The organism is Streptomyces sp. NPDC028368 (genome assembly GCF_055565615.1).
The window spans coordinates 260,174-283,139 of record NZ_JBVHTY010000010.1 but is presented as its reverse complement, the minus strand read 5'-3'; the positions used below and the strand labels follow the sequence as shown (position 1 = coordinate 283,139).

Below are 22,966 nucleotides of genomic sequence, written 5' to 3'. Positions count from 1 at the left end.
GTGCGGGCTACGCCCCCGCCCCGCCCCCGGCCCGCACCAGCCCCGTCTCGTACGCGAGCACCACCGCCTGCACCCGGTCCCGCAGGCTCAGCTTCGTGAGGATCCGGCCCACATGCGTCTTGACCGTGGCCTCCGACAGCACCAGCTTCGCCGCGATCTCACCGTTCGACAGCCCCTGCGCGACCAGCAGCAGCACCTCCCGCTCACGGTCCGTCAGCCGTGCCAGCTCGGGGCGGGCCGGCGCGGCGGAGGTGGCGGGCAGCATCGGCGTGAAGCGGTCGAGAAGGCGGCGGGTGGTGGACGGCGCGACGACCGCGTCGCCGCTCTCCACCGCCCGGATCGCGGCGAGCAGTTCGCTCGGCGGCACGTCCTTGAGCATGAAGCCGCTGGCCCCGGCCTTCAGCGCGGAGAAGGCGTATTCATCGAGGTCGAAGGTGGTCAGGATGAGGACCTTCGGCGCGCCTTCCTTCTGCCCGCCCTCGCAGATCCGCCGGGTGGCCTCGACGCCGTCCAGATGCGGCATGCGTACGTCCATGAGGATCACGTCGACCTGGGTGGAGCGCAGCACCTCCAGGGCCTGCACCCCGTCGCCCGCCTCCGCGACGACCTCCATGTCGGGTTGCGCGGCCAGCACCATCCGGAAGCCGGTGCGCAGCAGCGCCTGATCGTCGACGAGCATCACACGGATGGTCATGGCGGGGAGATCCCTTCAGCTGTGGGGCTACACGTTACGGGGCGGACTGGGCGGACGGAGCGAACCGAGCGGAGCAGGAGAGACGGGCGGAGCGGGAGAGACGGGCGGAGCAGGAGAGACGGGCGGGCCGGGCAGGGCTCGTGGTGCGTGAGCAGGGCGTGACGCGGGAGAACCGGTTAAGGCGAGAGCGGCGATCGAGGCCAGAGCGGCGGACGGGAGGGGGACACCGCCACCAAGCCGACCGACCGCCCCCAAGGCCGGCCGCCGTCCCTCACCGTTCCGGCTTCAACGGCAGCACGGCGCTGATCCGGAACCCGCCTCCCGGCCTCGGCCCGGCTTCCAGGCTGCCGCCCACCATGCCGACCCGTTCGCGCATCCCGATCATGCCGTGGCCGAGGCCGTCCGCCCCGCCCTCCTCGTAGAGCTCGCGCTGTGCGCCCCGCCCGTCGTCCTCGATGAGGAGATCGAGGTCGCTGTCCGTGTAGGCGAGGCGGACGGTGGCGCCGACGTCCGGCCCGCCGTGCTTGCGGGTGTTGGTGAGCGCTTCCTGGACGATGCGGTACGCGGTCAGTTCGACGCTGCTGGGCAGCGGGCGTGGCTCGCCCTCCACCCGGAAGTCGACGGGCAGTCCGGCGCCCCGTACCTGGTCTATGAGGTCGGCGAGCTGATCGACGCCGGGCTGCGGTACATATTCGCCGCCCTCGGGCTGTTCGCCGGTACGGAGGACGCCCAGCAGGCGGCGCATTTCGGCCAGTGCCTGCCGGCCCGTGCCGGAGATTGTCTCCAGTGCCTGCCGGGCCTGGTCGGGCGCGGCATCCATGACGTACGCGGCGCCGTCCGCCTGCACGACCATCACCGACACGTTGTGCGCGACGACGTCGTGCAGCTCGCGGGCGATCCGGGCGCGCTCGGCCGCGACCGCGATCCTGGACTGCGCCTCGCGTTCCTTCTCCAGCCGGGCGGCCTTCTCCTCCAGTTGCGCCCAGTAGGCGCGGCGGGTGCGGATGGAGTCGCCGAGCACCCAGGCGAGGACGAACGGGACGGTGAGCAGCGCGGTGAAGAACGCTCCCTCCCACGCCGGCCGGTCGGTTGGCATGTCCGAAAAGCGCCACACGGAGAGGGCGGGGCCGATGAGTGCGCCGGCGAGGGCGCAGCGGGAGGCCCAGCGGGTGGTGCCGGACGCGACGGTGTAGGTGATCACGAACATCGCGATGTCGCCCACGTTGGCCTGGACGCCGAAGACCAGCTGGCCGACGCCGATGGCGGCCGTCAGCAGCAGCATCTTCACGGGTGCCTTACGGCGCAGCGCGATGACGAGGCACAGCCCGACGGTGAAGATCATGCTGGGGATCAGCTGAACGCCCCTGACGTCGGCCGCGACCCACAGGCACGTGAACCCGAACAGGAGGACGGCCCAGAAGCTGTCCACTCCCGTCGGGTGTCTGCGGAGAAAGTCGTAGAGGCGCTGCACGTAACCCAGCGTAGGTAGAGGGGATAGGTGTACGGGTCAACCGGAGGAGCGATCCTGTGCGCTGGGCGTACTCCCCAAGGTGGAGACCGTATGCGCCATCGCGTCAGCCCTGCGGGCGGGCCGGCAGCCGGGCAGTCCGCCGGGGCGGGAGCCGGGCCCGGGGTGTGCGTCGGCTCGCCCGTAACGTGGGGCGGGTGATGAACGAGTGGCAGGGCTGGCGGGATGCGACGGAGCGGGCGCTGTATGGCCCGGACGGCTTCTACACCCGCCCCGGGGGTCCCGGCCCGGCCGGCCACTTCCGCACCTCCGTGCACGTCTCCGCGCTGTACGCGGGTGCCGTCGCCACCCTGGTGTGCCGCGTCGACGCCGCGCTGGGCCGTCCGGCGGAGCTGGCGCTGGTCGATGTGGGGGCGGGCCGCGGCGAGCTGCTGACGGGGGTGCTGGGTGCGCTGCCGGATGCGGTGGGCGCGCGGGTACGTCCCATCGCCGTCGAGCTCGCCGGCCGCCCCGAGGGCCTCGATCCGCGCATCGAGTGGCGCGCCGGGCTGCCCGCCGAGGGCTCGCTCACCGGGCTGCTGTTCGCGAACGAATGGCTCGACAATGTGCCGCTCGATGTCGCCGAGACGGACGCGGACGGGGTGCTCCGGCGGGTTCTCGTGCGCGCCGATGGCACGGAGCGGCTGGGTGACCCGGTGGACGGGGCGGACGCGGAGTGGCTGGCGCGGTGGTGGGTGCCGGCGGGGGCAGGGGACCCGGACGCGCCCCCCGGCCTCCGGGCGGAGATCGGCCGGCCGCGGGACGCCGCCTGGGCGCGGGCCGTCCGTACGCTGCGGGGCGGGCTCGCGGTCGCCGCCGACTACGCGCATCAGCGGGCGGACCGGCCGCCCTTCGGGACGCTCACCGGGTTCCGGGAGGGGCGGGAGGTGCGGCCCGTGCCGGACGGCAGCTGTGACATCACGGCGCATGTGGCGCTGGACGCGTGCGCGGGGCCGTCGGCGGAGCGGCTGACCCAGCGCGAGGCGCTGCACGCCCTGGGCGTGGACGGCCGCCGCCCGCCGCTCGCCCTCGCCTCGACCGACCCCACCGCGTATGTACGGGCCCTCAGCACGGCCGGCGCGGCCGCCGAACTCACCGACCCGGGGGGCCTGGGCGCCTTCGGCTGGCTCCTGGAGCCGGTGGGCGAGGCCTGCGCGGGGGTGCTGGCGGGGTAGCGGCGCTCATGGGGCGGGTCGATGTTCACGGGACGGATCGACGCTCGTTGTGCGGGGCGACGCTCGTTGTGCGGGGCGACGCTCATCGTGCGGGGCGACGCTCACCATGCGGAGCACCGCTCAAGGAGTGGAGCACCGCTCTCGACTTGGGGCGCCTCTCACCATGCGGCCCACCACTCCCCCCTCCCCCGCCAGCTGCGAGACTGTCCCCATGACGGAGACGACGGTCGGCATCGGCGGCGCGGCGGAAAGCACCGACATGGTGCTGAACATCGGCCCGCAGCACCCCTCCACGCACGGCGTGCTGCGGCTGCGCCTCGTGCTGGACGGCGAGCGCATCCAGCACGCCGAGCCGGTGATCGGCTATATGCACCGCGGCGCCGAAAAGCTCTTCGAGGCGCGCGACTACCGCCAGATCATCATGCTCGCCAACCGCCACGACTGGCTGTCGGCGTTCTCCAACGAGCTCGGCGTGGTGATGGCCGTCGAGCGGATGCTCGGCATGGAGGTCCCCGAGCGTGCGGTGTGGACCCGTACGCTCCTCGCCGAGCTGAACCGCGTCCTCAATCACCTGATGTTCCTCGGCTCGTACCCGCTGGAGCTGGGCGGCATCACGCCCGTCTTCCACGCGTTCCGTGAGCGCGAGGAGCTCCAGACCGTCATGGAGGAGATCTCCGGCGGCCGGATGCACTACATGTTCAACCGCGTCGGCGGCCTCAAGGAGGACCTGCCGGCCGGCTGGCTCGGCCGCGCCCGGCATGCCGTCGCCGATGTCCGCTCCCGCATGGACGTCTTCGACAACCTGGTCGTGGGCAACGAGATCTTCCGCGGCCGGACCCGCGGGATCGGCGTACTCGCCCCCGAGACGGTGCACGCGTACGGCGTCTCCGGACCGATCGCCCGCGCCTCCGGTGTCGACTTCGACCTGCGGCGCGACGAGCCGTACCTCGCCTACGGGGACCTCGGCTCAACCCTCAAGGTCGTCACCCGCCAGGAGGGCGACTGCCTGGCCCGCTTCGAGTGCCTGCTCGAGCAGAGCTACAACTCCCTCGATCTCGCCGATGCCTGCCTGGACCGCCTCGCGGAGCTGCCGCCCGGCCCGATCAACCAGCGGCTGCCCAAGGTCCTGAAGGCCCCCGAGGGCGCGACGTACGCCTGGACCGAGAACCCGCTCGGCATCAACGGCTACTACCTCGTCTCCAAGGGCGAGAAGACGCCGTACCGCCTCAAGCTGCGCTCGGCGTCGTACAACAACATCCAGGCTCTGACGGAGCTGCTGCCGGGCACGCTGGTCTCGGACATGGTGGCCATTCTCGGCTCGCTGTTCTTCGTCGTCGGGGACATCGACAAGTAGGGCAATAAGCCCCCGGGCGGCGGCGCGCACAGGCCGCGATCCGCCGTCGCCCGCCGTCGTCGCCGCTGCACCCCGGCACCCTGACGCCTCGACGCCCCGACACCCCGCCCACACCCTGTGGATAACTTTTCCGGGGCAGGCCCTCCCACCCTTGGCGTAACTCACCAGCTCCCGACACGACTTACCGGCTCTTCGCCCCGAAGGCATGGTCGAGCATCCTCGCCGCGTCCCGGAAACGGTAGGCGTCGTCGAGGAGAGCACCCACGAGGGTCCGCTTCCCCCGCTTGGCCGCGAAGACCAGGCAGTAGCCCGACCGACTGCCGGTCCCGGTCTTGATGCCGAGGGCGCCCCGGTAGGAACCCAGCAACTGGTTGGTGTTGTACCAGGTGTAGGTGCGGTGGACGTTGGCCGCCCGCTGCCTGGTGCGGGCCGTCTTCACGATCGTGGCGAAGGTGCGGCCGCGCAGCGCGTGCCGGGCGAGCCGGACCAGGTCGCGGGGCGTGGTGTAGTTGCGGCCGTGCGAAATGCCGTCGAACGAGTCGTAGTGGGTGCGGCTCAGCCCCAGTGACCTGGCCCGCGCGTTCATCCTGGCGATGAAGGACTGGGTACGCCGGGCCATCGTCCGGCCCGTGCCGAAGGTGTCGGCGAGCGCATATCCGGCGTCGCAGCCGGACGGCAGCATCAGCCCGTACAACAGCTGACGTACGGTCAGCTTGTCGCCGGTGCGCAGGTCGGCGCTGCTCGCGCCGTAGCGGGCGACGTAGTCGCGGTAGGCCTTCTTGACGGTGACCTTCTTGTTCAGGTTCACCCCGCGGGTCTCGAGGACCACCACGGCCGTCATGACCTTGGTGGTGCTGGCCATCTCCCGCCTGGTGTTCGCGGCCCTTGCCCACAGCGCACGGTTGGCCCCGCTGTCCAGGAGGTAGGCACCCTTCGCCGTGATCCCGGGAGGGCCGCTCGCCGCCCGGGCCGGGGCCGCCGGAAGGACGACGGCGAGCGACACCGTGGCCGCGGTCAGCGCAACGCCCACCGCCCTGCGCCGGACCGCGCTGCCCCCACACCGTTTCATCGAGGCTCCGTCCCTGAGCTTCCGCACACCGTTGACGAGGGGAGCGAATCGTCCCACTCGGCACGGTCTCAGCGAAATAGGACAATCACTCGTGTCGTACTTTGTGCCGGGTGTCGCCTTCGGGGCGGCGCGGTCGCGGGCCAGGCGGGCCGGGCGGGCCGGGCGGGCCGGGCACCGTTTCCGTGCGGCTTACGAGATAGCGGTGCGCAGTTCGGCGAGGTCGAGCTGCTCGGTCTCGTCGTGCGCGGTCAGGTCGATGACCGCGCCCACGCCGTCGGTCGTCGCACCGTCAGGCGCCGCGCTGCCGGGTGCCGTACGGTCACCCGCTTGCCCGTCGGCCGGTTCGCCGCCGGCCGCCACGCGCTCACCCGTCTCGCCGTCGGCCGTCAGAGCCTTCCTACGACCCTCCGCCGGCTCCACCGGACCCGCCGGCCGCGTACGGGCGCGCGCCGACTGCTCGGCCACCGCCTCGTCGCCGACGACGTCCGCCAGGTCGTCCTCCAAAGGCGCGGTCAGCTGCCTGGCCGGTACGGGGATCGCGGTGCCGAAGAAGTCGAAGCCGCCCAGGGCGCGGGACGCGACGGGGCGGTGCGGTGCCACGGCAGCGGCGGCGGCCGGAACCCGCCGGAGCGCGGGTGCGACAACCGCCCCGGACTTCCCCCGGCCCTTCTCACCGTCCCCGTGCCGACTTTCCCCGTGCCGACCGCTCCCGTGCCGGCCGTCCTCGCGCACTCCGCCGCGCTCGCCGTCCCGCTGCCGTGCCGCGTTACGGGCCAGCCGCCGCAGCGCCCGGTCCGCCTGCACATACGCGGCGGGGGCGGGGACCACGGCGGGAGCGGGGGCCGTCGAGGGAGCCGCAGAGGGAGCGGCACCGGCCGGGCGACGCCCGGCGACCGCCGGCAGCGCTCTCGCCGGCGCCGCGGCCTCGATGGCGAGCAGCCGGCGCCCCTCCAGGGCACTGGCCCGCTCGGTCTCCGCGGTGGCGTAACGGCGAAGCAGTTCGGCGTGCTCGCTGCGCAGCCGGGCCAATTCGGCGCGCTTGGCGCGCAATTTGGTGTCCAGCGCGGTACGGATCTCGCGGGACTCCTCGACATCCGTTTCGAGCTCGGCTATCCGCTCCTCGGTCCGCCACTCGTCGCGCACTCTGGCGCGGGTGAGTTCGGCGACGCGTTTGCCGGCCTTACGGTCCCAGGTCCGCAGAAGGACCGCGCCGCCGATTGCGGCGGCCGCCGCGCCCGCGGCGAGTACCCGCTGGACCAGATCGTCGCCGACAAACCACACGCCGGCGGCGCACGCAATCGACGCGCCGGCGACCGTTGACGGAGGAAGCAGCCGGTGGAGGGGTGGTGAATGGCGGTGGCGTCCTCGTGGCATGGCCAGAAACTTACCGTGCGTGCGGGACCTATGGGGCCACGCCCGCGAATCCGTTTCTTGCTGGTTACTTCTTCAGCAGCCCCTTGGACTCCAAATATGTCTGCGCCACATCCGCCGGCTTGAGCCGCTCGGCATCAACCTTGCGGTTCAAGTTGATCAAGTCCTGGGTGGTGAGCGTACTCGTGAGCTTGCCGAGCGCCGCCTCGATCTCCTTGTCGCCGGCGCTCTTGGCATTCACCACCGGCAGCACATTGTCGGCGTTCTGCAGCTTCTTGTCGTCCTGCAGAAGCACCAGGCCGAAGTTGCCGAGCGTGGCGTCCGTGGTCGTGGTCAGCACGAGTTGGTCGGTGCCGTCCTTGACCGCCTGCTTGGCCTGCGGGGTCCCGACGCCCTTGGGGTCGAGGCCGGTGATGTCGATGCCGTACGTCTTCTCCAGACCCGGCTTGCAGAACACCCGGGTCTCGCACTCCTCGCCCGACGCGAGTTTGATCTTCTGCTTCGACCGGCCGAGATCGGAGAGCGTCTTCAGCTTGTGCTCGGCGGCGAATTCCTTGGTGACCGCGAAGGCGTTCTGGTCGGTGGCCCGGCCCGCCGCCAGCACCTTGAGACCGTGCGGGGCGGCGAGCTTCTTGAGCGCCGCCACGGTCTTGTCGATGTCGCTGGAGGCCACCGGCTTCGCCTTGGCGCCGTTCTTCTTGGCGTTGAGGAATTCGGCAAGTGTGGAGGCGTATTCCGGAACGACATCGATCTGGCCCTTCTCCAGGGCCGGTTCATACAGCTCGCGATTGGACAGCGTCTGGACCCGCGCTTGGTATCCGGCGTCATTAAGGATCTTGGAATAGATCTCGGCGAGCACCTTCGACTCGGTGAAACCGGCCGAGCCGACGACGATCTCGCCCTTCCCGCCGCCGTTCTTCTTACCGCCCTTGTCCTCCAGGCTCTGGCCCTGGCACGCGGCCAGTCCGGCCGTCAGCGCGATCACTGTCCCCGCGACAAGCGCGGTGCGCGCCCCGCGCGACTTGCTGCTCATGGAATTCACCATTCGGTCCGTTCGGATGAGATCGGGTGACGTGGGGTGGGTCGGGTGACCGGTGGGGGTCGGGTACTCGGTGGGGGTCAGGTGAGTGGTGCAAGTCAGCTGGTCGGTGGGGTCGGGTGAGTGGTGAAGATCGGTTGAGTGGCGTCGGTCGGTTGAGTGGCGTCGGGACGGCTCGGCTCGGGCCTGGCGTGTCAGGCCGGGCCGGACCGTACGGCGGCAGCATGGCAAAGCCGGGGCCCGGCGTCAGGTGAGTTTCCTTACCGCGACCGCATCGTCACCCGGCCCCTCCCCCGCATCGGGTCGAAACCCCGGTCCGCCAGGACGAGCACCCCCTCAACGACCAGCGCCAGTACGGCCACCAGCAGCGCGCCGGCCACCACCTGCGCGGTGTCGTAGTTGCCGAAGCCCGCCGTGATGATCCGGCCCAGGCCACCGCCGCCCGCCAGCGCGGCCAGCGTCGCGGTCGCCACCACCTGCACCGCGGCCGACCGTATGCCCGTCATGATCAGCGGATAGGCGAGCGGTATCTCGACCCGCAGCAGGAGCTGCGGTCCCGACATGCCCATCCCGCGAGCCGCCTCGACCACATCGCGGTCCGCCTCGCGCATCCCGAGATAGGCGTTGGTCAGCAGCGGCGGCACCGCGAACAGCACCAGCGCGATGACGGTGGGCCAGTCCCCCTGCGTGCCCAGCGGACTGAGCGTCAGCAGCACCAGGACCGCATACGTCGGCACCGCCCGCCCCACATTGGAGACATTGACCGCCAGCGCCCCACCCTTGCCCAGATGCCCCAGCCACAGCGCCACCGGCAGAGCTATCAGGCAGGCGATGACCAGGCACAGCCCGCTGAGCCACACATGCTCGCCCAGCCGGTGCCACACCCCCTTCTCCCCGGCCCAGTTGGCGCCCGTCGTCAGCCACTGCCACGCGCCCGCTACCGCCCCCATCGCTCAGCCCTCCGTCTTCACAAGGCGCGCCCCGCGCCGCGCCCCGGCCCTCGCCCGCCGCTGCGCCCGCGTCCAGGGCGTCAGCAGCCGCTGGAGCCCCATCAGCAACCCGTCGGCCACCAGCGCCAGGAGCACACACAGCACCGACGCCGTCAGCACCTCGGCCTTGAAGAAGCCCTCCATGCCGCTGGCTATGAGGTTCCCCAGGCCGCCGTAGCCGACCACGGAGCCAATCGTGGTCATCGCCACCGTGGAGACCGTGGCGATACGGAGCCCGGCCACCAACGCGGGCAGCGCGAGCGGGAGTTCCACCTCGAACAGCAGCCGCGCGGAGCCGTACCCCATCCCCCGGGCGGCCTCCCGCACCTCGGCGGGCACCGCCTGCAGGCCCGCGAGGATGTTGCGCACCAGGATCGTCAGCGAATACAGCACCAGGCCGGTGACCACCACCGCGGCCGAGACCCCGAAGACCGGCGTCAGCAGCGCGAACATCGCCAGCGACGGCACGGTGTACAGCACCGTCGTCAGCCCCAGGACCGGGCCGGCCGCGCCCCGGGAGCGCCGGGCAATCAGTGCCAGCGGAAAGGCGATCAGCAGCCCGATGAGCACGGACACGGCCGTGATGCCGATGTGCTGGACCGTCGCGTCCACCAATTCCTGGCTGCGGGTGCGGACATACTCGCCGCAGATCCAGTCGTTCGCCGTCAGACAGCTCTCACCGGACGACATGGTCGTCGTGGCCCCGTGCATCTCGGCAAAACCAGCCGCTCCGCTCACCCGTCGTCGCCTCCCCCGCCCCGGCCGCTGCTGATTACGGTCACTGTCTGCGACCCTAACCCCCGCCACTGACAATCGGACCGGCCCTGCCGTTCACCGCCCGCATCGCCATTCATCCGCAACACCGCGTTCACGACCACACCTTCACAATGGGGTCGTCCACACCTGGGGGAAGCATGATCCGCTTCGAGCACGTCACCAAGAGCTATCCAAACGGCACCACCGCCGTCGACGACCTCTCCTTCGAGGTCGCCAAGGGCGAACTCGTCACGCTCGTCGGACCGTCGGGCTGCGGCAAGACGACGACGATGAAGATGGTGAACCGGCTGATCGAGCCCACCAGCGGCCGCATCCTGCTCGACGGTGAGGACATATCCGCCGCCGACCCCGTCGCCCTGCGCCGCCGCATCGGCTACGTCATCCAACAGGTCGGCCTCTTCCCCCACAAGACCATCCTGGACAACACCGCCACCGTCCCGCACCTGCTGGGCCGGCCCCGCAAGAAGGCCCGCGCCCGCGCCGCCGAACTCCTCGATCTGGTGGGCCTGGACCCGTCGACGTACGGCGACCGCTACCCCGACCAGCTCTCCGGCGGCCAGCGCCAGCGTGTCGGGGTGGCCCGCGCGCTGGCCGCCGACCCGCCCGTCCTCCTGATGGACGAGCCCTTCGGCGCGGTCGACCCGGTGGTCCGCGAGCACCTCCAGAACGAGTTCCTGCGGCTGCAGTCCACGCTCCACAAGACGGTCCTCTTCGTCACCCACGACATCGAGGAGGCGGTCCGGCTCGGCGACCGCATCGCCGTCTACGGGGCCGGGCGCATCGAGCAGTTCGACACCCCCGCGACGGTCCTGGGCGCCCCGGCGACCGAGTACACCGCGGCCTTCGTCGGCGCGGACCGCGGCCTGAAGCGGCTCTCCGTCACCCCCGTGGAGTCCGGCGACCTCGATCAGCCCCCGGTCGTGCACCTCGACGACCCGGTGGACCGCGCCGTCGGCCGGCTCTCCGCCGAGGGCGCCCCCTGGGCCGTCGTCCTGGATGCCGACGAGTCCCCGTACGGCTGGGTCCCGGCGGCGGCGCTGAAGGGAGCCGGAGGTTCAACGGTCCGCGATCACACCCGCCGGATGGACACCCGGCTGCCGCTCGGCGCCCCGTTGCGGCAGGCCCTCAGCGCGATGCTGCAGCATGACGCCGGCTGGATCGCCGTCCAGGACGGCGACCGCTTCGCCGGTGTCCTCACCCCCGCCCGGCTGCACGCGGCGCTGCGCCGCTCCACCACCGCGGACGCCGCGAACCTCCCGCGCGGCAAGGTCACCCTCGATACGGTCCCCGAGGCCTGACCGCGGGCCCGTAGCCCCGTAGCCCCCCGTAGGCCCGTAGCCCCATGGGCCCCGTAAAACGTCCCACTCCAGGTCCTGCATCAGGCCCCGATTGCGCCCGCGGCCTACGCCCGCGACGCTCCCCGGTGGTCTTCGTCGTCCTCGCCCTCGGGGAGCTTGCAGACCCGCTCCAGGAAGATCGCGGCGGCCACCACGGCCGCGCCCGCGAGCACGGAGAGACCGGCGTAGATGGCCTGGTCGCGGCGCGGCGCGACATCCAGGCCAGAGGTCAGCAGGAAGACGCCGACGCCGCCGTACAGTCCGGCGACCAGCGAGGCCACCAGGGCGCTGGACTGGCCGAAGACCACCGCGCGGGCGGCCACCAGGGGATCCACGCCCTTGGCGCCCGGCCGTCGCTCGCGCTGCGCGCGCAGCCGCGACCGGATCGAGAACGCCGTGGCGGCCAGCACGGCGGCGATCAGCGCCAGCACGATCGGCGCGGCCACCGGCACGCTCGGCAGTGTGCCGAGGGAGTCCCACAGCCGGGCGCCTCCCCAGGCCAGCACCCCTGCCGCCAGAAACAGCCCGACCAGCACCTTGATGTGTAGCTGCTTCACCGAGCCATCGCCCCTCGCGCCGTTCTGGCCATCCCTGCCGTTCTGGCCGCCTGTCCGTTCCGTACGCATCCATGCGCATCCATACGCATCCATGCCGTACGGAACCGCCGTCTACGCATCGTCGCCCTACGCGGCCGACCCGCAACCCTAACGACTACTCGGGCAGCCGCAGTTCCAGGTCCGCGCGCGGCATCACGCCTTCGCTGCCGACCGACGCCAGCAATTCGGTCACCGCGCCGCGCCCGGGGACCTCGGCCGACGGGTCCACGTCATGCCACGGCACCAGCACGAACGCGCGCTCATGGGCCCGCGGGTGCGGCAGCGTCAGCCGCGGGTCGTCGGAGACCACGTCCTGGTACGCCAGGATGTCGACGTCGATCGTGCGCGGGCCCCAGCGCTCGTCGCGCACCCGCTCGAAGGCTTCCTCGATCGCGTGGCCACGCTCCAGGAGGGAGTCCGGCGGCAAGGTGGTCTTGATCAGCACCACGGCGTTGAAGTACGAGGGCTGGGAGCCGGGGTCCACGCCCCACGGCTCGGTCTCGTACACCGGGGAGACGGCCTTGACCCGCACGCCGGGGGTGTCCTCCAGCGCGTCGACGGCACCCTGCAGGGTCTCCAGGCGGTTGCCGAGGTTGCTGCCGAGCGAGATCACGGCGCGTTTGGGGTTGGACAGCGTCACATCCGCGGCGTCCACCTGCTCCACCACGGAGGCGGGCACCGGCTGTACGGTCGGGTCGCTGCTGGTGTTCATACTCGGCTCCGGGTGATGGTGATGGTCACGTCGTCGAAGGGGACGGTGATCGGGGCATCGGGCTTGTGCACCACCACCTCCACCTCCTGGACCCCCTCGTGCTTGAGGCACTGGTCGGCGATCCGTTCCGCAAGGGTCTCGATGAGGTCGACGGGCTCGCCCTCCACGACGGCCACCACCTCCTCCGCCACAACGCCGTAGTGCACGGTCTTCGCGAGGTCGTCGGACGCCGCGGCGGGGCGGGTGTCCAGGCCGAGCACCAGGTCGACGATGAAGGTCTGGCCTTCCTCGCGCTCCCGGGGAAACACCCCGTGGTGTCCTCGGGCCTTCAGCCCACGCAGCGCGACACGATCCACGCGAATCACTCCCACTGGTCCACTGGCACCTCTGGCGCCACTGCTCATCGGTTTTCGGGCACGCACCGGACGCGTCCGGCACACTGCCCCAAAGTCGAATCTACCTGCGAGCACTGACAGTGCTCGCCCAAGGGGGCTATGGACAAGTCCCCGTCCTGCTGCTAGCGAGTCGCGAGAGGTCATCCGCGCGACCTCTTACCCCCCTGCCTGCGCCCCACCCCTACCCGTAGTGCACTTGGCTCGAACGGGTGCCCCGGGCCGCCCCGCTGACACCGGGCCGCCGGGCCCGGCGCGGGCGGCCGGGCCGACGGCGCGCGGCTCCTCGGATCAGACTCCGCCCGGCGCCCCGGCCCCGCCCACCGGGCCGTTCTCGTCCCCATCGGCGTCCTCGTCGCCGTCCTCCTCGCCCTCGCGGTCCGCCAGCACCGGCGACCCGTGGTGCGACCACACCCGCCAGCCGTCCTCCGTGCGCTTGAAGACGTTCGTCGCCACGACGAGCTGGCCGATCAGCGGCCCCACCGTGCCGTCGTCCTCGGCCGGGCCGCCGCTGAGGATGTTCTCGGTGCACGTCACCAGGGCGGTGTCCCCGATGACGTCGATCTCCACATCCGTCAGGAAGAACTGGATGTATTCGGTGTTCGCCATGATCAGGGCGTACGAGCGCAGCACCTCGCCGCGCCCGCGCAGCACCGGCCACCCCGGATGCACCACACTCACCTGACCGTCGAGCCACAGCTCGGACAGCGCCTCGTGATCGCCGCGCTCGATGGTCTCGTACAGGGTCGTGTTCGCCTGCTCGACCAGCTCGATGTCCGTTTGTGGGCCCAAGCCGCTCACACCGCTCCCGTCACGTTCGCCGTCGTACCGCTCGCCGCTGCCGCGGCTTCCACCGCGCGGGCCACCCGCACCGCATCCGCGCTCGCCCGCACCTCATGCACCCGCACCGCCCAGGCCCCCTCTCGCGCCACGATCGCCGACACCGCGGCCGTGGCCGCGTCCCGCTCCCTGGCGGGCGGCGGGGCGGCTCCCTCACCGCCCGCCAGCACCCTGCCCAGGAAGCGTTTCCTCGAAGCGGCCACCAGCAGGGGACGGCCCAGTGCCCGCAACCGGGCCAGCTGGGCGACCAGCGCGAGATCGTGCCCGGCGTCCTTGGCGAAGCCCAGGCCCGGGTCGATGATGATCCGGGCCGGGTCGACGCCGCCGGAGACGGCGCGCTCCATGGACCGCCCGAGCTCGTCGACGACTTCGCTGACCACGTCCCCGTAGACGGCCCGGTTGTTCATGTCGATGGACTGGCCGCGCCAGTGCATCACCACGAACGGGACATGCGAGGCGGCCACCGCCGGGATCATCGCCGGGTCGGCTGCGCCCGCGCTCACGTCGTTGACCAGCCGCGCCCCGGCCGCCACGGCCTGCTCGGCGACGGTTGCGCGCATGGTGTCCACGGAGACCACGGCGCCGGCCGCGGCCAGCTCCCGTACGACGGGGACGACGCGGCGCAGCTCCTCGGCCTCGTCCACCCGCGCCGCGCCCGGCCGGGTCGACTCGCCGCCGACGTCCACCATGTCGGCGCCCTGCGCCACCAGGTCGAGACCGTGTTTGACGGCGAGTTCGGTGTCGAACCACTCGCCGCCGTCGGAGAACGAATCGGGCGTCACATTGACGACGCCCATCACCGCGCAGCGGTCCCAGTCCGGCAGTCCGGCCGCCTGGCCACGCAAGGTACTCATGACACCAGCCTAGGCCCCGTGTGCCGACCGGCCGGATTGTGGCCTCGGCCGGGGCGCGGGGCGGTCGGCCGCAGCGGCGTGGGGCGGGCGGTGCGCGCCCCACGCCGCCCGTTACGCGGCGGTCTCGACGGCCTCAGGAGCCTTGACCCGCTCCTCGGAGTGGACGCACGGCCGCGGCTCGGCGGGCTGCCGGCGGCGCAGCGCGCGCGGCAGGCCCAGCTCCAGATAGCCCTCGGCCTGCAGCGCCGCCAGGCCGATCCGGGGGATGTCGCGGCTGTTGCGGAAGACCACGAAGCGGGGCTCCCAGCGGGGCCGGAACTTGTCGTTGAACTTGTAGAGCGACTCGATCTGGTACCAGCGCGACAGGAAGATCAGCATCCCGCGCCAGACCCGGATGACCGGGCCCGCGCCGAGCTTCTCGCCGCGCTCCAGGGAGGAGCGGAAGACGGCGAAGTTCAGCGACACCTGCTTGATCTTCAGGTCGGGCGCGGCCTGCAGCGCGGCGACGATCAGCAGTTCGTTCATGCCGGGGTCGGCGCTGCGGTCACGCCGCATCAGCTCCAGGGAGATCCCGCTGTCGCCCCACGGCACGTAGTGCTGCATGGCTTTCAGGTCTCCGTACGGGCCCGCTTCCTCGCCCTCGGCGGGGGCCAGGTGGGCGGTGGCGATCACGGCGTCGCCGTCGGTGGCCGCGTCGATCCGGCCGAGCGCCATGGAGAAGCCGCGCTCGGTGTCGGTGTCGCGCCAGGCGTCGGCGGCGGCCTGGATACGGGCCAGTTCCTCGGGCTCCAGGTCGCGCACCCGCCGTACCCGGGTCTCGTAGCCGTTGCGTTCGATGCGCTTGACCATCTGGCGGACGTTGCGCATCGCGCGGCCGGAGAGGGTGAAGTCGGCGACGTCCACGATGGCCTCGTCGCCGAGCTCGAGGGCGTCCATGCCGGTCTCGCGGGTCCACACCTGGCCGCCGGTCTCGCTGCAGCCGGTCACCGCGGGCGTCCAGGAGTGCGCCCGCGCCTCCTCCATGAAGCGCTCGATGGCGCCGGGCCAGGCCTCGACGTCGCCGATCGGGTCGCCGCTGGCGAGCATCACGCCGGAGATGACGCGGTAGCAGACGGCGGCCTTGCCGGTGGGTGAGAAGACCGCGCCCTTGTCGCGGCGCAGCGCGAAGTAGCCGAGGGAGTCGCGGGCGCCGTGCTTGGCGAGCAGTTCGCGCAGCCGCTGTTCGTCGTCCTCGGTGAGCCGGGCGACGGGGTGTTCGGGGCGGAAGGCGAGGTAGGCGGTGGTGGCGACGGTCAGCAGGCCGAGGGCGCCGAGGGAGTAGCCGACGGTGTAGTCGACGTCCTGGGTGTAGCGCATCGGGCCCTCGAAGCCGAACAGGCCCCACAGGACGTGCTGGGCGCGTTCCCAGAAGGAGGGCGAGCCGATGGTCTTGTTGGGGTGGGAGCTGACGATCACCATGCCGATGCCGAAGCCGGCGCCGCCGAGGACGACGAAGTTGGCGACGGCCTTCCAGCGGCTGCGGGGGTCGGGCAGGGCCGCGAATTCGCGGCGGTGCCACACCAGGAACACCAGCAACAGGAGCGAGAGCACTGCTCCGAAAACGGAGTGGCGATATACGAGCTGAGCGGCGATCCCCACCGGAAGCAGCGATACGACCGCCACCCAGGCCCGCCTCTTACGTCGTTTGAGCCCATGGGCCAGCAGGAGCAGCAGGATGCCCACGACGATGGACGCGGCGGCCGCCAGCGGGCTCACCGCGCCCGGCAGCACCTCGGCCATCGCGTGCATCTTGCTGTGCCGGAACCGCGGGAAGACCCCGGCCGCCAGGTTCAGCAGACCGACGACCACGCCGGCCGTACCGACGAAGCCAGGGACCTTCTCGGGCCGCGGGCCGCGGAGCCAGCGTGGCGTTCGCCACGCAACCGTCTCCGACTTTTCGCCATCTAGCCTGTCAGACATCACTTTCCCGTCGCCCCGGTCGAGAGAACGTGCGAGCCTAGTCGCAGCATCTGGACTTTTTGCGCCCTGTATGACGGCGTTTCAGGGCTCGGGGTTCCACCAGCGGCCTGGTTGGACCGGCCGCCCGGCAGAAAGCACCACATGGGCCTCACCAGCAAGAAAGTGCTGCTTCTTGCCGTCCTCGTCGCGGTAGCACTCTTTGTCCTCACCATCTGGCTCTGGCCGCGCCTGTCCAAGGGGAACTGGCGCGCCGTCCTCGGCCGTATCGGTCTGCTGCTGGCCACCCAGATATCCCTCTTCGCCACCATTGGCCTCGTCGCCAACAATTCCTTCGGCTTCTACGCCTCCTGGGCCGACCTTTTCGGTCAGGAGCAGCAGCCGGGTGTGGTCACGAATTACCAGACCGGCCCGAACGGCACCAAACTCCAGATGCTCGGCACCGAGCGGATCAGCATCCCCGGCGGCTCCCGGCCTGCGAAGGGCGGCCGGGTGGACAAGGTCTTGGTCCGCGGTGAGCAGTCCAAGATCAGCAGCCCAGCATATGTGTATCTGCCGCCGCAGTATTTCCAGGCGAAGTACACGAAAAAGAAGTTCCCGGCATCCGTTGTCCTCACCGGTTACCCCGGCACCGCCGAGGCGCTGTACAAAAAGCTGGATTTCCCCCAGACCGAGCATGATCTGCTCAAGAAGCACAAAATGCAGCCGACCATCCTGGTCATGATGCGGCCGACGGTCGCGCCGCCCCGCGACACCGAATGCGTGGACGTCCCGGGCGGCCCGCAGGCCGAGACCTTCTTCACCCGGGATCTGCGCGCGAACATCGCCGAGCACTACCGGGTCGGCAACCAGGCCAAGAGCTGGGGCATCATCGGCGACTCCACCGGCGGCTACTGCGCCCTGAAGATGTCCATGCGCCACCCTGACGCGTTCTCGACCGCCGTCGCGCTCTCCGGCGCGTACAAGGCCCCCATCGACGCCACGACCGGCGACCTCTTCGCCGGCGACCCGCAGCTGGCCCGCGAGAACAATCTCCTGTGGCGCCAGCGCCACCGGCCCGCTCCGCCGGTGAACCTGCTGGTCACCACCAGCAAGCAGGGCGAGGGCAACTACCACCAGACCCTGCGCTTCATCCAGCAGACGAAGTCGCCCACCCGCATCTCGTCGATCATCCTCGACAGCGGCGGCCACAACTTCAACACCTGGCGCCGCGAAATCCCCGCCGCCATGGAATGGCTGGGCGGGCACCTCAAGGCCTGACGGACCGTCTCACCGTCGCCCGGGACCACCTCACCGGCCAGGACCGCCTCAGGGCGTCACGGGCGTCGGCACCGGGGTGGCCCGGTGGTAGCACCAGGCCGGGCGCGAGCCGTACCCCGGCCATGGCGTCCACGCCTCCCGCGTCGGACTCCGTCATCGCCGCAGCCCCCCGGCCACGGCCACCGCCCCCCGCGCCTGCTCTGCCGGCACGCCTACCGCCGCCCCGGCTCCCCCGCTCCCCCGCGCGCCTACCGCGCCAGTATCAAGCTCATCGCCTCGGCCCGCGTAGCCGCATCGCGCAGCTGGCCGCGGACGGCCGAGGTGGTGGTCTTGGCGCCGGGCTTGCGGACGCCGCGCATGGTCATGCACATGTGCTCGCACTCGATGACCACGATCACGCCGCGCGGCTCCAGGATCTTCATCAGGGAGTCCGCGATCTGCGTGGTGAGCCGTTCCTGGACCTGGGGGCGGCGGGCGAAGACGTCGACCAGGCGGGCCAGCTTGGACAGGCCGGTGATCTTGCCGTCGACGGACGGGATGTAGCCGACGTGGGCGACGCCGACGAACGGTACGAGGTGGTGCTCGCAGTTCGAGACCACTTCGATGTCCTTGACCAGCACCATTTCGTCGTGGCCGATGTCGAATGTCGTCGTCAGGACGTCCTCGGGCTTCTGCCACAGCCCGGCGAAGATCTCCTTGTACGCCCGCGCCACCCGTGCCGGGGTCTCCAGCAGTCCCTCGCGGTCCGGGTCCTCGCCGACGGCGATGAGCAGCTCGCGCACGGCGTCCTCGGCGCGCTTCTCGTCGAATACGCCGATCTTGCCGTCGCCGTCCAGCGTCACGGGGTCCGTCATCTGGTGCCTCGTTCTCTCTGCGCCCGCACTCGGCGCCCGCTCGAAACGCGGAATGCCGCGCCCCCCAGGCTAGAACCTGCGGGGCGCGGCATTCATTCCGGGGCCCGTATGGGCTACCGGATCAGCTCTCCGGGGTGGTGTCCTCGGCGGCTTCCGTCTTCTTTTCCGTGGAGACCGTGGCGCTGGTCGGCACGGCGCCGTTGGCCGGGGCGAGCTCCTTGGGGGAGAGCACCGGCGGGCGGCTGGAGGGCGTACGCCGTGAGGAGCCGGTCCACGCCGGGCGGGCCGGGCGCTTGACCACGTGCTTGAAGACCTCGGCGATCTCCTCCTTGCCGAGCGTCTCCTTCTCCAGGAGCGTCAGCACGAGGTTGTCGAGGATGTCGCGGTTCTCGACCAGGATCTCCCACGCCTCGTTGTGCGCGGTCTCGATGAGGTTCTTGACCTCCTCATCGACCAGCGCGGCGACCTCCTCGGAGTAGTCGCGCTGGTGACCCATCTCACGGCCCAGGAACGGCTCGGAGTTGTCCGTGCCGAACTTGATCGCGCCGAGCCGCTCGGTCATGCCGTACTGCGTGACCATCGCGCGGGCCGTTGCGGTGGCCTTCTCGATGTCGTTCGCAGCGCCGGTGGTCGGGTCGTGGAAGACCAGCTCCTCCGCCGCGCGCCCGCCCAGCATGTATGCCAGCTGGTCGAGCATTTCGTTGCGGGTGGTGGAGTACTTGTCCTCGTCGGGCAGGACCATGGTGTAGCCCAGAGCCCGGCCGCGGGACAGGATCGTGATCTTGTGGACCGGGTCGGAGTTCGGGGAAGCCGCCGCGACCAGGGCGTGTCCGCCCTCGTGGTACGCGGTGATCTTCTTCTCCTTCTCGGACATGATCCGGGTCCGCTTCTGCGGTCCGGCCACGACGCGGTCGATCGCCTCGTCCAGGAAGTGATTGTTGATCAGCTTCGCGTCACCACGGGCCGTCAGCAGAGCGGCCTCGTTGAGGACGTTGGACAGGTCGGCACCGGTGAAGCCGGGGGTGCGCTTGGCGACGGCCGAGAGGTCGACGTCCGGGGCTACCGGCTTGCCCTTCTGGTGGACCTTGAGGATCTCCAGACGGCCCTGCATGTCCGGGCGGTCGACGGCGATCTGCCGGTCGAAGCGGCCGGGGCGCAGCAGCGCCGGGTCGAGGATGTCCGGGCGGTTCGTGGCGGCGATCAGGATCACGCCGCCCTTCACGTCGAAGCCGTCCATCTCGACCAGGAGCTGGTTGAGGGTCTGCTCACGCTCGTCGTGGCCACCGCCGAGGCCCGCACCGCGGTGCCGGCCGACGGCGTCGATCTCGTCGACGAAGACGATCGCCGGGGCGTTCGCCTTGGCCTGCTCGAAGAGGTCACGGACCCGGGAGGCACCGACACCGACGAACATCTCGACGAAGTCGGAACCGGAGATCGAGTAGAAGGGGACCCCCGCCTCACCGGCGACGGCGCGCGCGAGGAGCGTCTTGCCGGTGCCGGGCGGGCCGTACAGCAGCACGCCCTTGGGGATCTTGGCGCCGACGGCCTGGAACTTCGCCGGCTCCTGCAGGAACTCCTTGATCTCGTGGAGCTCCTCGACCGCCTCGTCCGACCCCGCGACGTCCGAGAACGTCGTCTTCGGAGTGTCCTTGGTGATCAGCTTCGCCTTCGACTTCCCGAAGTTCATCACCCGGGAGCCGCCGCCCTGCATCTGATTCATCAGGAACAGGAAGACGACCACGATGAGGACGAAGGGGAGCAGCGAAAGCAGCACGCCCACGAACGGGTTCTGCTTCGACGGCGAGACGGTGTAACCGTCCTTGATATCGCCGGTCTGGTACTTGGCTTGCAGGTTCTTCGCCAGATCGACGCCCTGGTCGCCGATGTAGCTCGCCTGGAGCTTGTTGGAGCCCTCAATCTTGTTGGAGCCCGACAGCTCAATCTTGATCTTGTTCTCGTCACCGGTCGTCAGCTCGGCGGACTTCACCTTGTTGTCAGCGATCGCCTTGACGACCTGACCGGTGTCCACCGTCTTGTAGCCGCCGGACGAGCCGACGACCTGCATCAACACGACCACGGCGAGGACGGCCAGCACGATCCACATGACCGGCCCACGGAAGTATCGCTTCACGTCCATCCATACGGAGCCGCTTGAGGCCCCGTCCCTCCTGCCACAGTGAGGCACAACGCCCTCGGGAGGGCTGGTCGTGCGTACGGTGTATTACTGGCCTGAAAAAGAACTGCCTTCGGACGGTACCCCAGCATTGTCACCCGGCGCCTGCGCCGACAGTGAACATGCAGCCGAGGATTCCGTTCTCGCTGCTCCAACGGCGGGAGTCCCCGAAGGGTTCCCGCCCGGTCGGATCAGCCGCCGTAGACGTGTGGCGCGAGGGTACCGACGAACGGCAGGTTCCGGTACTTCTCCGCGAAATCCAGGCCGTAACCGACGACGAATTCGTTGGGGATGTCGAAGCCGATCCACTTCACATCGATGGCGACCTTGGCCGCGTCCGGCTTGCGCAGGAGCGTGCAGACCTCGAGGGAGGCCGGCTCGCGCGAGCCGAGGTTCGACAGCAGCCACGACAGCGTCAGGCCGGAGTCGATGATGTCTTCGACGATCAGGACGTGCTTGCCCTTGATGTCGGTGTCGAGGTCCTTGAGGATGCGGACCACGCCGGAGGACTGGGTGCCCGCGCCGTACGAAGACACGGCCATCCAGTCCATCGTGACGGGGGTGGACAGCGCGCGCGCCAGATCCGCCATCACCATCACCGCGCCCTTGAGGACACCGACGATGAGCAGGTCCTTGCCCGCGTACTCCGCGTCGATCTTCGCGGCCAGCTCGGCCAGCTTCGCGTCGATCTCTTCTTTGCTGATGAGTACCGACTGAAGGTCGGCGCCCATGTCCTTGTCGTCCACCCGTGCCACTCTCGTTCGGTTCGGTGTTCATGATCGGTCAGGCGACTGTCATGAAGCCGCTCAGGAAGCCGGCAGTGTGCTGCGGCTCAGCCCTGCCGAATGACCAGTCTGCCACCCTGGCGTCGAACTCCGACGCGCCCGGGGAGGTTGATGGCCCCCTGGCCCCGCCAGGCCGTGATCAGCCGGTCCACTTCCTCGATGTGGCGGGCGAAGAGCGAACCGGGCGGTGAACCGGCCGCGACGACGGCCCGGCGCAGCACCCGGCGGCGCACCGCGGGGGGCAGTGCGTAGAGCGCGGCGACGTCCAGCGTGCCGGAGTCGTCGAACACCGCGGCTTCGGCGTCGGCGGCCCAGGCGTCCAGAGCGTCGGCGTCGTCCCGGGAGAGCTGGGCGGTACGGGCGAGCGCCTCGACGACGCCCTTGCCGAGCGCCTTCTCCAGCGCGGGCAGCCCTTCGTGGCGCAGCCGCGAGCGGGTGTAGGCGGGGTCGGTGTTGTGCGGGTCGTCCCAGACGGGCAGTGACTGCATCAGACAGGCCTTGCGGGCGGTCTGGCGGTCCACGTCGAGGAAGGGGCGGCGGTAGCGGCCGTCCGTTCCGCTGGTCGCGGCCATCCCGGACAGCGAGCGGGTGCCGGAGCCGCGGGCGAGCCCCAGCAGCACCGTTTCCGCCTGGTCGTCGCGGGTGTGACCGAGGAGGACCGCGGCGGCGCCGTGCCGTTCCGCGGCGGCGTCGAGGGCGGCGTAACGGGCATCGCGGGCGGCGGCCTCGGGCCCGCCCGCCCGGCCCACCTGGACCGTGACGGTCTCCACGGGATCGAGCCGCAGGGCGCGCAGCCGGAGGGCGACTTCGGCGGCGCGGAGGTCGGAGCCTTCCTGAAGGCCGTGGTCGACGGTGACGCCACCGGCCCGTACGCCCAGCTTGGGGGCTTCGAAGGCCAGAGCGGAGGCGAGCGCCATGGAGTCGGCGCCGCCCGAGCAGGCCACGAGCACGAGCGGGGAGTCGTGCCGGCCCTGCGCGAGGTGGTGGTTCAGGACGTCGTGGAGTACGCGGCGGACCGCCAGGCGTATCGCGGCGACCGCTGGATGGGGACCCATGTCCGTTTCCAATCGTTCAGCTGGGAGCGAGCCTCGGGCCGTGGACGGCGACGTCGTCACGATCACGATGACCGTCACTCCGTCGCAGTCACACAGAGTGCCTAGATGGTGACAGAGGCGGGAGGTTCCCCGAGCATTGCACGCCTATCCATGGATCACGGTCCCTCAGACGGGTGA

At 70.6% G+C, this 22,966-nt stretch carries 21 protein-coding genes; 4 read left to right on the top strand and 17 right to left on the bottom strand.

The window, feature by feature from the left end:
* Positions 1-7: 7 nt before the first annotated feature.
* Together ACZ4S3_RS24230 and ACZ4S3_RS24225 are read right to left on the bottom strand one after the other, a co-directional pair.
* Positions 8-694, bottom strand: coding sequence for a response regulator (locus tag ACZ4S3_RS24230; RefSeq protein WP_467937474.1), 687 nt, complete (start codon positions 692-694; stop codon positions 8-10).
* Between the two features lie 271 nt (positions 695-965).
* Positions 966-2,165 (bottom strand): sensor histidine kinase, encoded by a 1,200-nt coding sequence (locus ACZ4S3_RS24225; protein WP_467937472.1) that lies wholly within the window; start codon positions 2,163-2,165, stop codon positions 966-968.
* Positions 2,166-2,362: 197 nt separating this feature from the next.
* Here ACZ4S3_RS24225 and ACZ4S3_RS24220 point away from each other — a divergent pair, with 197 nt between their 5' ends.
* On the top strand, positions 2,363-3,376 hold the full coding sequence (locus tag ACZ4S3_RS24220) for an SAM-dependent methyltransferase (protein WP_467937470.1): 1,014 nt from the start codon (positions 2,363-2,365) through the stop codon (positions 3,374-3,376).
* Positions 3,377-3,587: 211 nt separating this feature from the next.
* Positions 3,588-4,730, top strand: a complete 1,143-nt coding sequence (locus ACZ4S3_RS24215; protein WP_467937468.1) for an NADH-quinone oxidoreductase subunit D — start codon at positions 3,588-3,590, stop codon at positions 4,728-4,730.
* Between the two features lie 181 nt (positions 4,731-4,911).
* Here the strand turns inward: ACZ4S3_RS24215 and ACZ4S3_RS24210 are convergent, their stop codons facing one another.
* From ACZ4S3_RS24210 to ACZ4S3_RS24190, 5 genes are all read right to left on the bottom strand, one after another.
* Complete coding sequence (locus tag ACZ4S3_RS24210) at positions 4,912-5,799, bottom strand: D-alanyl-D-alanine carboxypeptidase family protein (RefSeq protein ID WP_467937466.1); 888 nt, start codon at positions 5,797-5,799, stop codon at positions 4,912-4,914.
* Between the two features lie 189 nt (positions 5,800-5,988).
* Positions 5,989-7,173, bottom strand: a complete 1,185-nt coding sequence (locus tag ACZ4S3_RS24205; RefSeq protein WP_467937464.1) for a hypothetical protein — start codon at positions 7,171-7,173, stop codon at positions 5,989-5,991.
* A gap of 64 nt (positions 7,174-7,237) precedes the next feature.
* A complete protein-coding gene (locus ACZ4S3_RS24200) occupies positions 7,238-8,203 on the bottom strand; it encodes an ABC transporter substrate-binding protein (protein ID WP_467937462.1) in 966 nt (321 codons plus the stop codon).
* Between the two features lie 266 nt (positions 8,204-8,469).
* On the bottom strand, positions 8,470-9,159 hold the full coding sequence (locus tag ACZ4S3_RS24195) for an ABC transporter permease (protein ID WP_467937460.1): 690 nt from the start codon (positions 9,157-9,159) through the stop codon (positions 8,470-8,472).
* Between the two features lie 3 nt (positions 9,160-9,162).
* On the bottom strand, positions 9,163-9,888 hold the full coding sequence (locus tag ACZ4S3_RS24190) for an ABC transporter permease (protein WP_467937592.1): 726 nt from the start codon (positions 9,886-9,888) through the stop codon (positions 9,163-9,165).
* A gap of 224 nt (positions 9,889-10,112) precedes the next feature.
* Here ACZ4S3_RS24190 and ACZ4S3_RS24185 point away from each other — a divergent pair, with 224 nt between their 5' ends.
* Entirely contained in the window at positions 10,113-11,273 is a 1,161-nt protein-coding gene (locus ACZ4S3_RS24185) for an ABC transporter ATP-binding protein (protein WP_467937458.1), read from the top strand.
* Between the two features lie 104 nt (positions 11,274-11,377).
* Here the strand turns inward: ACZ4S3_RS24185 and ACZ4S3_RS24180 are convergent, their stop codons facing one another.
* The 6 genes from ACZ4S3_RS24180 to ACZ4S3_RS24155 all read right to left on the bottom strand — a co-directional run bounded on the left by ACZ4S3_RS24180 (position 11,378) and on the right by ACZ4S3_RS24155 (position 16,665).
* Positions 11,378-11,869, bottom strand: coding sequence for a DUF3180 domain-containing protein (locus tag ACZ4S3_RS24180; RefSeq protein WP_467937456.1), 492 nt, complete (start codon positions 11,867-11,869; stop codon positions 11,378-11,380).
* A gap of 154 nt (positions 11,870-12,023) precedes the next feature.
* A complete protein-coding gene (gene folK / locus ACZ4S3_RS24175) occupies positions 12,024-12,620 on the bottom strand; it encodes a 2-amino-4-hydroxy-6-hydroxymethyldihydropteridine diphosphokinase (RefSeq protein ID WP_467937454.1) in 597 nt (198 codons plus the stop codon).
* Positions 12,617-12,976, bottom strand: a complete 360-nt coding sequence (gene folB, locus ACZ4S3_RS24170) for a dihydroneopterin aldolase (RefSeq protein WP_026247630.1) — start codon at positions 12,974-12,976, stop codon at positions 12,617-12,619. Before folB ends, folK begins: the two co-directional genes overlap by 4 nt.
* A 327-nt stretch (positions 12,977-13,303) precedes the next feature.
* The gene (locus ACZ4S3_RS24165) at positions 13,304-13,804 is read right to left on the bottom strand and encodes a nuclear transport factor 2 family protein (protein WP_467937590.1); all 501 of its coding nucleotides are present in this window, start codon (positions 13,802-13,804) and stop codon (positions 13,304-13,306) included.
* A 5-nt stretch (positions 13,805-13,809) separates the two neighbouring features.
* Positions 13,810-14,706: a dihydropteroate synthase gene (folP, locus tag ACZ4S3_RS24160; protein WP_467937451.1), complete on the bottom strand. Its 897-nt coding sequence runs from the start codon at positions 14,704-14,706 to the stop codon at positions 13,810-13,812.
* A gap of 111 nt (positions 14,707-14,817) precedes the next feature.
* Positions 14,818-16,665 (bottom strand): phosphatidylglycerol lysyltransferase domain-containing protein, encoded by a 1,848-nt coding sequence (locus ACZ4S3_RS24155; RefSeq protein WP_467937449.1) that lies wholly within the window; start codon positions 16,663-16,665, stop codon positions 14,818-14,820.
* Positions 16,666-16,806: 141 nt separating this feature from the next.
* On the opposite strand from ACZ4S3_RS24155, the gene ACZ4S3_RS24150 reads away from it, so the two are divergent.
* A complete protein-coding gene (locus ACZ4S3_RS24150) occupies positions 16,807-17,922 on the top strand; it encodes an alpha/beta hydrolase (protein ID WP_467937447.1) in 1,116 nt (371 codons plus the stop codon).
* Between the two features lie 248 nt (positions 17,923-18,170).
* Here the strand turns inward: ACZ4S3_RS24150 and folE are convergent, their stop codons facing one another.
* From folE to tilS, 4 genes are all read right to left on the bottom strand, one after another.
* Entirely contained in the window at positions 18,171-18,776 is a 606-nt protein-coding gene (folE, locus tag ACZ4S3_RS24145; protein ID WP_467937445.1) for a GTP cyclohydrolase I FolE, read from the bottom strand.
* 121 nt (positions 18,777-18,897) lie between these two features.
* Complete coding sequence (gene ftsH, locus ACZ4S3_RS24140) at positions 18,898-20,913, bottom strand: ATP-dependent zinc metalloprotease FtsH (protein WP_467937443.1); 2,016 nt, start codon at positions 20,911-20,913, stop codon at positions 18,898-18,900.
* Between the two features lie 227 nt (positions 20,914-21,140).
* A complete protein-coding gene (hpt, locus tag ACZ4S3_RS24135; RefSeq protein WP_030066146.1) occupies positions 21,141-21,680 on the bottom strand; it encodes a hypoxanthine phosphoribosyltransferase in 540 nt (179 codons plus the stop codon).
* 101 nt (positions 21,681-21,781) lie between these two features.
* On the bottom strand, positions 21,782-22,789 hold the full coding sequence (tilS, locus tag ACZ4S3_RS24130; RefSeq protein ID WP_467937441.1) for a tRNA lysidine(34) synthetase TilS: 1,008 nt from the start codon (positions 22,787-22,789) through the stop codon (positions 21,782-21,784).
* Between the last annotated feature and the right edge of the window lie 177 nt (positions 22,790-22,966).